7 protein-coding genes are annotated in these 11,842 nt (G+C 51.9%); 2 read left to right on the top strand and 5 right to left on the bottom strand.

The features are described from left to right. Positions 1–3: 3 nt before the first annotated feature. Positions 4–2,439 carry a hypothetical protein gene (locus tag AC2TAD_RS20715; protein ID WP_480870134.1) on the bottom strand — a complete coding sequence of 812 codons (2,436 nt, stop codon included), beginning with the start codon at positions 2,437–2,439 and terminating at the stop codon, positions 4–6. Positions 2,440–2,694: 255 nt separating this feature from the next. Further along, positions 2,695–4,179, bottom strand: a complete 1,485-nt coding sequence (locus AC2TAD_RS20710) for a hypothetical protein (RefSeq protein WP_480870131.1) — start codon at positions 4,177–4,179, stop codon at positions 2,695–2,697. Positions 4,180–4,671: 492 nt separating this feature from the next. Here AC2TAD_RS20710 and AC2TAD_RS20705 point away from each other — a divergent pair, with 492 nt between their 5' ends. After that, a complete protein-coding gene (locus tag AC2TAD_RS20705; RefSeq protein ID WP_170355278.1) occupies positions 4,672–5,040 on the top strand; it encodes a response regulator in 369 nt (122 codons plus the stop codon). A gap of 11 nt (positions 5,041–5,051) precedes the next feature. Here AC2TAD_RS20705 and AC2TAD_RS20700 read toward each other — a convergent pair whose 3' ends face one another. The 3 genes from AC2TAD_RS20700 to AC2TAD_RS20690 form a co-directional block, all read right to left on the bottom strand. Next, positions 5,052–6,665, bottom strand: a complete 1,614-nt coding sequence (locus AC2TAD_RS20700) for an adenylate/guanylate cyclase domain-containing protein (RefSeq protein WP_480870128.1) — start codon at positions 6,663–6,665, stop codon at positions 5,052–5,054. Further along, positions 6,662–9,742 (bottom strand): response regulator, encoded by a 3,081-nt coding sequence (locus AC2TAD_RS20695; protein WP_480870125.1) that lies wholly within the window; start codon positions 9,740–9,742, stop codon positions 6,662–6,664. The genes AC2TAD_RS20700 and AC2TAD_RS20695 overlap by 4 nt, the downstream gene beginning before the upstream one ends. A 205-nt stretch (positions 9,743–9,947) precedes the next feature. After that, positions 9,948–10,718: an IclR family transcriptional regulator gene (locus AC2TAD_RS20690; protein WP_480870123.1), complete on the bottom strand. Its 771-nt coding sequence runs from the start codon at positions 10,716–10,718 to the stop codon at positions 9,948–9,950. A gap of 276 nt (positions 10,719–10,994) precedes the next feature. Here AC2TAD_RS20690 and AC2TAD_RS20685 point away from each other — a divergent pair, with 276 nt between their 5' ends. After that, on the top strand, positions 10,995–11,744 hold the full coding sequence (locus AC2TAD_RS20685; protein ID WP_480870120.1) for an SDR family oxidoreductase: 750 nt from the start codon (positions 10,995–10,997) through the stop codon (positions 11,742–11,744). Positions 11,745–11,842: the final 98 nt, after the last annotated feature.

Here is an 11,842-nt window from a genome sequence, read left to right as displayed (position 1 = left end):
GGCTTAGGTCTGTTTAACTTCGGCGAGTAAGTCGGCTTCGGTCTTTTCCAGAAAATGTAGCAGGCGGCGCACAGGGCGGCCGTTGTCGAACGGGTTTGTCTTGATCAGACCGCCGATCATTGTTTCTTCCAGGAACCGTCGATTTCTTCGGATCACGGTAAAGGCTTCTTCGCGCAGGGCGATCAGTTCAGGCATGCCCAGACCCTTGGACCGTTTTATCAGGTCTCCACATTTGTCATCGAGGTCCATCCGTTCTTCGATCTGTTCGGCCACGGTGCCAATATTCTTTTTATTCGCGTCGTAAAGACTGACAAAGGCTTTGGCGGTCGGGTCTTCATCTTTGACCTTCCGGGCTTTCTTCGCGACCGCCGGAACATGCTCTCTGTGAAAAGCCTCAAGCCCGTCGTAAAAAGGAGAAAGGCTGTCACGGAGACGTTGCAAAATCAAAGCGAACTTTTCATTCGAGCTCTGATCTTTTGACATCTTCAATGGCACATTTGCTTCTGCGAAATCACGTGCTTCTGATAACAGACGTTCAGCCTCAATCGTTAATTCATCGAAGTCTTCAGGGGTTGCGGCGGTTTTAGCGCGTGTTTTCAATGCCTTGAGTAGAACCTCATTGCTTTCGAAACTGTCGCGTGCAGCCCCTTTCAGCTTTTTCTTTTCCTTGCTGACGAAGTTTTTCAGGGTCTTTTGCGCTTCTTTAAAGTTTGCTTCTGACTTGTTGAGGTTGTCGTTAAGGTCGCCTGAATTGTTTACGTCCAAGATAGTTCTAGCCAGAGCGCTGGCGTCTTGGCGTTTTAATTTGTCAGTCAGCTCATCCACGCTCAGCTGCCCAGATGGCAGCCCGGAAAGTGCTTTTTCGGTTCGAACCAGACTGTTTATCTTCCAGTCCATACGTTCGGTCAGTTTATCCAACTTTCGGTCAGCTTTCTTAACAGAGCTGTTTTTACCGATGTCGACTTCTCCCCAAATTCCGTCGAACAACCTGTCGTACAAACCTGCATAGTCTTCGCGGTCGGCGGCCTGTTCCAGGGATTTTTGCGTCTCGGAGTCAATCTTTAAGCCGCGGATGGTGTTTTCGCCGTTCTTTTGCGAAAGCTTCTCGCAAAACACTTTGAGGGTCTTCTTGAACTGAGCGATGAACGCCTTGGTCTTATCCTTCTTGGCTTTGTCGAACTTATCTTTGAAGTCTTTGTAGTCTGTTCGATAGGATTCGAGGGATTTGATACGAGCCTTCAGCAAATCTTCGTGTTTTTGCAATCGTTTCAAGGCTTCAGCCAGCTTTTCCGGGTCCTTGATGTTACGGTTTTGCAGGTCCAGTTCATCCTGGAAATATTCTTTTGCAAAGTCTGAATACTTAATCACCCGATGTTCGAGAAGTGCTTCGTAGCGTTTTGCGCATTTCTCGTAAGCCTTGTAGTTATCGGAATGCTTCTTCAGAACATCAAGATCCTCGGAGATTTGGTTTTCAAAATCTCGAAGTAGAAGGAAGTCGGCCTGACCCAATTCCTCTGAAGCAGCCAGCATCTGTAACACCTCGAGCTTGGCGGCCAACGGTTTCATGATATCCTGAGGCAAGCCCGAGACCCCGCGCGCTGTTTTGATATTGCCGTGTCCGGTTGCGTCGGCCTCTTTTTGCTGAACCTCGTGATCTTTCACTCTGAGGTAATTTCCGACAGCGCTTTCATGCGATTCTGCGCTTTTTCGGAAAACGGCTTTCAGGATGATTTCTCCGGTGTGGATATGCTTGGCCGCGTTATCTTGCCAGGGTTTAAGTTTCGACGGATCGTTGCCGAAGTGGCTCAGGACATCATCAGAGTCTTTCCATTTCAGATTGTAGCTCTTCGTTGCGCTCTGAAAATCGACCAGGGCTTTATAAGCCTTGGTTTTGGTTTGCGCCTTGTCGTTTGCATACCTGCGGCTCAGCTGTCCTGCGGCAGCGCGGATGTCCTTGATATAGTTCAGTGTCGCCAGCGCGTCGCGCGCTGTGTGTTCAAGCTGATCTTCCTTCGCCTCTTCAGCCAATTCCTCGGTTGATTTTCGCTCGTCAACGGCTTGGGCGACATTGACTTTCACATCTGAATTGCCCTGAAGCTCTCCGTCTGGAGCGGCTGCGGGTTTTTCGTTGGACAATGCCAGCTTTTCCAAGGTCTCAAGATACAGAAGCCCATTCAACACGGCCTGTGCATCGCTATACCGACCCGCTTCTGACAATTTTTTTGCCAATTTCGCCGAACGTTTCAGTACCCGCTGGCCTCGTCTTGTGAACCGATCGTCTTCTTCCGCAAGATCCGCGCTGATGGTTTTCAGTTTAAGATCAATAGAAGTATTGAGCGCCTTGATTTTCTTCTTGAGCTGTTTTTCGTCTTGTTGACGTGCGCGAAAATCTATTGGGTGACGCCAGGCTTTCAGCAGTTTGACCTCATTCGTCGTCAAGTCGAATGCGTCAATCTCTTTGTCTGTGAAAGTGAAATTCCCACGTTTGAATTTTTCGAAATCGGTTCCGTCATCCGCAAGGGAATAAAGCGCCTCGGAGGCCTCGGCGATTTGCTCCTCAACATTGGCGGCGTTTGGAACTACAACGGCTTTCAGCCGCAATGCCGCCATCAGTTTGGCTGCGAAATCCTTTGCTCTGGCCTCATGCCAATCTTCGTCTTTTTCGCCGCGCATGCGCGCCCCCCGTTTTGAAAATCAACCTGCCCTCAGGACGTGTTTCATCTTAGTAACCGCATCACCCAGAACCGCGCCCAAAGACATGGAGACCCCAAGATCATTCGTGTCGATCAACTTGATTGCCGGATTGCTCGACAAAAAGCTGGCCATGTCGTCAAAGGCTTTTTCTGCTGTATCCAACGCATCTGGCAGGCGCGTTTCGTTTGCGCGGTCCAGTTCGATGAAGGCTGCGTTCAATTGCACGAACAGATTTTCAGAAAAACCGGTCAGACCGCTTTCCGACAGGGTCTGGCAATTTGGGTCGTCAAAGGCAGACAGTTCTTGCCTCAATTTATCGATCTGGCCAGATACATCCCGGTGCGCTTCGTCCCAGATGTTGCGAATGCGGGCCGCGACCTTTTTACCTTCTGTTTCAGGCGCCAGCTTTGCGGAAGGTTCATCCGGTCGTTTTGCCTGTGCGATGGCGTTTTCGACCTGTTCAAGCTGGATAAGAGCCGCCGCTGTATCGCCACCCGCGACCATGGCCTTGGAGGCCGCGAATGTGTGCAGTGCTTTCTCAAGCCCTTGAGTGCCTTCGTCCAGTGCCGACTTCAATAATTTGGCAACCCGCTGCAATTCGGATGTTGGATCGGGCCCATTCGTTGTTTCCGGCTTGGCAGTGTTTATGCCTGCCTTTTTGGCGGCAGTGATCTTATCGGAAAGGATTTTTAGGATCTTGAGTGCATCGGAATATTTGCCTGCCTTCGCCGCTGCTTCGGCCTTGTCCCAGATTGGGTTGGCCTTGTCGGGATCAAGAAGGCCCGCATTTAAAGCGGACTTGAAAACAGGTGCGAATTTTTCGGATCCGATTTGCCAGCGCTTCTTGTTGAGATCGACAGGTTTTGCGTCTTGTCCATCATCCGAGGTAACCGGGGCCTGCAGCGCGGTCCTGAGCCTTTTTGCGACCTTGATTGCCCCTGGATAGTCATTTTCCTCATCGCCTATCCTCAGGGCATAACCCCAGGCCGTGCGAATTTTGGACACGTCTCCTTCACCGGCTTTCAGAAACGCGGCTACGTCAGGGGCCAGATTGTCCTTTAACGTCTTCCATTCAATTGCGTCAGGGTCCGGCGCAGTATCATCGTCGGCGTCATCTGCAGCAGGCTCGGTATTGAACACTGGTTTTTCAGGTTTGTCTTCTGGACCGAAGACTTCAACCCGCATCGGAGCCTCGGCCAGTTTAAGGAACTCTTTCGTTTTCTTGGCCAGTTGCGCGACCACGTCACTTTGGCAATGGAGGTTAAGCGTGTTTCCGTCGCACCACATTGTGCCAGAGGAAAGTTTTTGTGTTTCACCTTCGCTTTTTGCGCGTTTGGTCAATGCGTCGGGCGCCAAAATGCGATCGACCAGGAAGACTAGGTTTTCAGTCGTCTTGCCCAGACAGATCGCAAAGTTCAGTTCCCGCTTTCGAGCAGCCGCAAAATGCCCCTTGAGTTCTTTTGTTTTCTTCTTGTCAATCGCCATGGCTTCCCCCACGTAACGATTTGACAAAAGATCACTTCAAAATTCAACTTAATTGCTGATTTCATCAGCGCCCTTCAGTTCACGAAAATCCCAAAGCATCCAGACTGAATCTGTCGTCGCACCCCTACGTCGACGAGATTTACGTTGTTTCCAAACAGCAGGACAAAAAACCTATCTGGCTTGTATGCTTATAACTTTTCGGTGTGGCGACTAGGTGATCAATTTGGGTTGCCCGTGTCGTACGGGGTCGCGGGCTACCGCAATACTTGTTCCAAGCTGTTGCTATTTGATTTTTCGAATAACCATCGCACCGGACCCAATGACGGCTATTCGGGCCAGATTGTCGTTGCATGCATCTATATTGTCGAGATTATAAGCTGATCGTTTCGGGGAACGCTGTGCCGGAGGTAGGGTGGGCTGCGACCATCGTTTTGTCCCGATTTAAGCCGATTGAAATGTAAAACGCGCGGATGCGCATTGGGGGGGTGGATTTTGGTTAAAGTTCTGCTGGTGGAAGACAATGAAATGAACCGCGATATGCTATCGCGCAGATTGACCCGTAAAGGGTTTGCGGTCGTGGTTGCAAAAGACGGGTTAGAGGGCGTTGCCATGGCGGGCAGCCAGTCTCCGGACATCATATTGATGGATATGAGCTTACCTGAGATTGATGGCTGGGAGGCAACACGGCGCATCAAGGCCAACTCAGACACAGCTTCGATCCCGGTTGTTGCGTTGACTGCTCACGCAATGGCCAGCGACAGGGAAAAAGCGTTGGACGCGGGTTGTGATGATTTCGATACCAAGCCCGTTGAACTTAGCCGCTTACTGGAAAAGATGGAAAACCTGTTGCCCGCGTCCTAGTGGCTGCACAATTATCCCGCTGCAGGTTTGCGCCGCATAACGAAAAACGTACGAACCTGACCTTTGCCTTTGACACGAATATCGGCAGGTTCGGAAAGGTCAAATCGGTGTTCGATTTGTTTGGCTGTTGTTTCGGAAACTTGAACCCGGTTTGGCGCACCGGTTGATTCCATACGGCTAGCCATATTCACTGTGTCGCCCCAAACGTCGTAGAGAAATCGGTGTGATCCAATTATGCCAGCGACCACGGGTCCGCTGTGGATGCCAATTCTGACATCCATGGGGTGATCCAATTCATGGTTCAGAAATTCGACCGCTGCCAACATGCGAAGTGCCATTTCTACGACCACTTCGGCATGGTCACCCCGATGATCCGGAACGCCAGCGGCAGCCATATACGCATCCCCGATTGTTTTGATCTTCTCTACGCCGAGTTCTGACGCGATTTCGTCAAAGTCTGAGAAAACGCGGTTGAGGTTGTGAACCACATGGGCAGGCGGCAGTTTGGACGACAACTCGGTGAATCCAACAAAGTCCGAAAACAGAACAGTTGCTTCACTGTGGCGATCGGCGATCATTGTTTCACCGTCATTCATGCGTGCCACGATTTTCTGCGGCAGGATGCTGTGGAGAAGTTCCATATATTTTTGTTTTTCCGATTCCACTTGCCGAAGGTACTCGCGTTCGCGGTCCCGCCAACGCCGTTTTTCGAGGGCGGCGCTGATCCGGGCTTTCAGTAGGACGGGGTTGAACGGTTTGGGCAAATAGTCCTCGGCTCCGGCCTCGATGCAGCGCGCGACGCTTTCGAGTTGGTCCAGGGCCGAGATCATTATGACCGGAATATCGCGGTAAGCGTCATCATCCTTTAACCGGGCCAAGACATTGAAGCCGTCAATATCGGGCATCATTAGATCAAGCAAAACCAGATCGAACGCGTGTTGCGCCATCATCTTCAGGGCTATTCGCCCTCCGTCCGCGGTTTTGACTTCATGGCCGTCCCGTTCCAACCGACGAGCCAAAAGATTTCTGTTTGCCTCAAGATCATCCACAACGAGGATGCGCCCGATCAGCCCGGCGGTATCCGCAATTTGTTGGGTAGACTGCATGCTCTGGGTGAGTTTTGTGAACATTTCGGCGGCGTCGTCGGACGCTTCGGGAAGGCCAAACCCCCCGTTCGGTTGATGGTCGGACAAAGCCGACAGCCTGTCGATATGTTGCAGCAAAGCGTCGGTGTGCTGAAGCAGGCCCAGAATGTCGGGTTTCAATTGACCTGCGTTCAGTGCTTCCAAATCCTCCAGAAGCATTTCGCTATAGCCCTTGATTGCGTTCATGGGTGTTCGCAAGTCGTGACGCAGTCGTTTTATTCCTTCATCACTGCTGATTGTCAGCTTTATCGCCATTTCGGGACGAAGCAGCTGATCGACAAATGCGTTCAATTCGGTTGCCGCTCTGGAAATACGGCTCAGGTCGGATACGGCATCCTCGGGGGCCATCCGTCTAGCTTCGTTCTCAAGTATATCGCAAAGCCCGACAATCACGCTGACCGGAGATATCAGCGTCTGACGTAAATTCGCTAACCACAATGCTTGCGCTTGTTGGGCTTTGGTGTCCGGTCGGTCGGTCACGACCGAAATGTCCGTGAAGCTGAGCGTGGCAGAATTTCATTCAACTGATTCAAGATGGTTTCGATTTCATCTCCATCCTTGCGGATCAGCGTCTGAACGGAACCATTCAAACGTTTCCGATCTTCGTTCGACAGAGTCTTAGCAGTCACGATAACAACGGGTATCTCTTTCCACTGATCATTCTTCCTCATCCTCGCAAGGAATTCGAAACCGTCCATTTCGGGCATCATGAGGTCAAGTAATATTACATCGGGCACTGCTTCCGAAAGCTGATGCAACGCATCCAGCCCGTTGACAGCCTGATCTATCTTCCAGCCTTCCTTCTCAAGAACGCGGGAGATGAATTCGCGGGTCGCTGCTTCGTCTTCGACAACCAGAACGCTCGGCGTCGGCTGACTGGGGCAATGGTCCTTTAGGGCGCTCAGAAGTTCGATGGTATCAATCGGCTTGGCGAGGTATTCACTAGCACCCAAAGACAAGCCCCGTTGACGGTCTTCTGCAAAGGTAAGCATGATAACCGGGATATTAGCCAGTTCGGGATCATCCTTCAGTTTGGAAAGAACCGCCCAGCCGTCGACCTCAGGCATGAACACATCCAGGGTTATCGCATCTGGCCGCACTGTCCGAGCGAGCTCCAGAGCCTCCTCACCCCTAGTCGAAGCCAAAACCCGGTATCCTTCCCGATGCAGTCGCCGACCTAATAGGTCATGTACAGTAGGGTCATCATCCACCAGCAAGATAAGCGGAGCGTTCGGATCAATGTTCGGATCGTTTTGGGAGAAGTCCGAGACCTTTAGCCGATCAACTGACGGATCTTGGCAGATGCGCGGCAGTCTAATTGTAAAAGTGGAGCCTTCGCCCAAAGCGCTAGTGCAATGAACGTCGCCCCCCAACTGTTCACAGAACACCTTGGTAATCGACAAGCCCAAACCAGTCCCGCCATAGTTTCGTGTCGTAGAAGAGTCCGCTTGGGTGAATGCCTCAAAAACCCGGTCGACTTGCTCTGGCGTTATTCCGATCCCGTGGTCAATAACTGAAAACTCGATTAAATCAGCCTCGCTCGACGGTGTAACCGACAGCACGACGTCTCCGTTCTCGGTGAATTTGCAAGCATTGGACAACAGATTGAGAAGCGCCTGACGTATCTTGGTCAGGTCGCAGACCATGTCACCTATGCCTTCGGAGCATTGAATTTTCAGCGTATTTCGGTTTTTTTCGGCCAGCGGTTGCATAGTTGTGCCGACATCATTGACCATCTGGGCGACGTCGAAGGATTCGAGATTGAATTCCATCTTCCCAGCTTCGATTTTGGACAAATCAAGGATGTCGTTGATTAATGCGAGCAAGTGTTTGCCAGCCGACTGAATCTTACGAAGATCGCTCACGTTTGCTTCGTCATTCTGGTCTATGGCTTCTTCCAGCATCAATTCGCTATAGCCTATAATCGCGTTCAGCGGCGTGCGAAGCTCGTGGCTCATATTTGCAAGAAAGGTGCTTTTGGTCTTGTTGGCAGTTTCCGCGATGTCTCGGGCCACACGCAACTCACGTTCCGCTTGCTTTTGGGTGGTTATGTCACGGCCATAAATGTTTGCGTACCCGCCTTCCGCAATGGGCCACAGCAGAAGGGAATAGATGAGGCCGCCCGCTTCATACTCGAAATCTTGTCGTTCATCATATTGCAAACCCTTGCTAACGCGTTTGCGCCAGCCGGTCCCTACGCGATCCCCGACTTTTAGTTGCAATGCGTTGATCAAGGGGGCGCTTGCTTTGTTTGCATAGATTAACTGACCCTGACTGCTGATGCGCAGTACAGGATTTGGATTTTCTTCCGGGATACGAGCCAATTCTCGCATCCGGTTTTCGGCTTGCTTCAGTTGCGTGACATCCCGGCCATACAGATTGACGTGTTCAGCGTCGGGAACCGGCCAGAGCAGCAAGGTATAGACCATGCCGCCTGCTTGGTATTCAAAGTCTTGCCGTTCATTTTCTCGCAGGCCCAATTCAACACGCTGCATCCAATCCGAGCCAACCTTCGTTCCCACATTCAGGCTCAGCGCGTCCAACATCGGCTTGCTGGCTCTGTTGGCGTATATCAAAGTACCATCGCTACTGATGCACATCACCGGGTTGGGGTTTTCCTCGGGTATCTGTGCCAGCTCGGCATTGCGTGCTTCGACTTTTTTCAACTCGGACACGTCGCTGTAAATCGCGACTGTGGCGTTGTCGCGGGTTTTGCGTTCGCTTATTTTTATCCACCCCCCGGATGTTCGGCTTTGCATCTGGGTGCCTTCGGGATTGGCATGGCGTTTCAAGCGCTGCACCAGCCATTCTTCTTCGCGCCCGACCGCATCAGCAATCACATTGAGCGAAAGAGCTTTTCGAACAACCTGTTCAAAGCTCATACCTGGTTTGACCAGATCTTCATGCCCTGGATACAGCATTTTTCGATAGGTCTTGTTCGCAAGCACCAACCGGTCTTCGGAATCGTACAGAGCGAAACCTTCTGGAATTGTGTTTATGGCATCGACGAGTCCGTCCAGTTGTTGATCTGGTCGCGAAACACGTAATTGTCGGTCAAGAAACGCCGTTGCACAAAGGATCGCAGCGCTGTGTGCGACGTTCGTGTCGGTCTCACTGAATTCGGTCGCCCGCTCGCCTTGAAGTAGGATGGCGCCAATAACTCGTCCAAGAGATTTGACAGGCAACACCATCGTGGCGACGGAGGTCTTGCTGTCATGTGCGCTATCTCGCTCTGGTGAAGCAAAGTGTACTTGTCGGTTACCGGAAGTCAGCGCGTTGCCGATAAAGTCTTCGGCGATTGGGATTTGCTCAGAGCTCCAGACAACCCAATCCTTGTTGGCTTGTGCGGTAGTGCCTTCCAAATAGAAATCACCACCCGGACTGAGCAAAGCGAACGCGCATTCGTCCATGACCAACAAGGTCTTCAGCTTGAGTGCGACTTGAAAAAGAAGGTGATCGGGATCAGGTGTTCTTTCAACTATGGACGCAATCTCTTCCAACATGGCTTGTCTGGCAGCGTCTGATTGATGTTCATGACGGCTTTTGGACTGATTCATGTCGCGCTCTCCATTTGGCGAGATCAGCGCATCACCGAAACACTGTTCTTCAGGTTTCCAAACTCGAAAACAGTTGAACGGAAGTCGGAAAGCAAAACAAGGTTGATTTCGCTTTGTTCTGATGCGGGCGGAACGTCCGAGGCTGTCGCTGTGGCTTGGCGGCGTAGGACCGGCGGCAGGGGAATTTGGCGGTATGCGTTACTATTCAACGGCCCGAGTAATAGGTCGAAAGCTCTTTAGACAAGTCGAGGAATTGCTGATGCACCTCGTCTATCGAAGGTACGTCCAACTGATCGATGCGTTCGACATACGGGCAGTTAATGGCGCAAATAGCGGTGCCTTCATGATCGAAAACAGGATAGGCTAGATTGGTAACACCGACTGCAGTTGCGGATGGCATCCTTTCGTAGCCAACTTCTCTGATGCGGGCGACATGTTCCATGAACTCGCCCCGGTCAATTTGTGGTTCGCCTCGCGCCAGCCGGTGGATGTCCAGAAGAGCCTCAATCTGTTGATCGGTGCGAAAGGCGGCCATGACCCGACCTGTCCCAGTGTTGCCCAACCCCATGACAGTACCCACGCGCAACGAGAACACCCAGTCACCTGGTGCCGCAACCGAGGCCACCACAACGATGTCACCATTGCTTTCCATACTCAGGTGGCAGGACTGCCAGGCGCGTCGGGTCGTAACGCGCATTTTGGGTGTGGCAACTTCCAACAACCGCTCGACCGGTGGGTGGCGTTGCGACAGCGCAAACATCTTTAGGCTCAACGAATACAGGTCGTCGTCTTTGGAACGAATGACGTAACCGCGCCGGACCAGGGTGGACAGCATTCGGTAGATTTCGCTTTGCGACCGATCTAGAGCGCGGGCGATATCACCTTGTGTCAGTCCATCCCCGTGGAGCGACAAAAGCTCAATAATATCAATGCCTTTTTCGAGTGCTGGCGCACGATACTTTTCGGTTTGTTCCACCACGTCTTCCTCCTAGGGCGAATGCATAAAGCATCGTTTTGCCGACTGCAAAATTTCAATGTTGATTTATTAGTAAATACAAGATTTAAATATGAACAGAGGTGGAGGAATCAAGCGCGTCGGAGTTTTAGGAGGCCCGGCGCCTGCCAAGCCTGAGATTGCGAAATATTGCTGACCCAATGAGGTTAGAAGCCATATGGCTAAGAGTTGGCTAAGCAATTGCGCGTTTTGGGGAATGTGCCTTGTTGCATGACTAAAATTTTGGGACCGAGGAAAATGAAGCCAAGAAAAGGCCGCCTGGCCGGAAAAAAAGCGCTTGTTACTGCGGCGGGGCAGGGGATCGGCCGCGCAAGTGTTGAACAATACGTGGCCGAAGACGCTGAAGTTATTGCTTGCGACATAAACGAGGATACGCTGGCCGAACTTGCGGCTGTCGAACGCGTCTCGGTGGTCAAACTGGATGTAACGGATGCTGTCGCGGTGGCCGAAGCAATCGCATCTGCGGGTGAAGTGGATATTCTGTTCAACTGTGCTGGATTTGTGGGCTCCGGAAACATTCTGGAATGCGACGACGCGCAATGGGATTTCAGTTTTGATCTGAACGTCAAGGCAATGTTCCGGCTGGCCAAGCTGGTTATCCCCGGAATGGTTGCCAGGGGCGGTGGTTCAATCGTTAACATGTCGTCGGTGGCGTCTTCGATCAAAGGGGTGCCAAACAGGTTTTCCTACTGTGCGTCCAAAGCCGCAGTGATCGGGCTGACCAAATCAATCGCGGCGGACTTCATTACAGACGGCATTCGTTGCAACGCGATTTGCCCCGGCACCGTAGACAGCCCCAGCTTGCACGATCGCCTGCGCGCGATGGGTGATTACGATCAGGCGTTGAAGGATTTCGTCGCGCGGCAACCTATGGGCCGGATTGGCCATGCAGACGAGATTGCAGCACTGGCGACCTATCTGGCCAGCGATGAAAGCGGATTTACTACAGGGCAGACTTTCGCCATCGACGGCGGCTGGACTGTGTGAGCAAGGAGAGACTTAGATGAAACTGCTGCGCTACGGACCCACGGGTCAAGAAAAGCCGGGACTGATGGACGGAAACGGGGCGATCCGTGATTTGTCGG

Source organism: Ruegeria sp. HKCCD7628 (assembly GCF_057221005.1).
This window is presented reverse-complemented; position numbering and strand designations above follow the sequence as displayed.

Excerpts from the sequence above, each read along its gene's own strand:
- AC2TAD_RS20710 (WP_480870131.1), bottom strand. The coding sequence starts at position 4,179 with ATGGCGATTGACAAGAAGAAAACAAAAGAACTCAAGGGGCATTTTGCG.
- AC2TAD_RS20695 (WP_480870125.1), bottom strand. The coding sequence starts at position 9,742 with ATGAATCAGTCCAAAAGCCGTCATGAACATCAATCAGACGCTGCCAGA.
- AC2TAD_RS20685 (WP_480870120.1), top strand. The coding sequence starts at position 10,995 with ATGAAGCCAAGAAAAGGCCGCCTGGCCGGAAAAAAAGCGCTTGTTACT.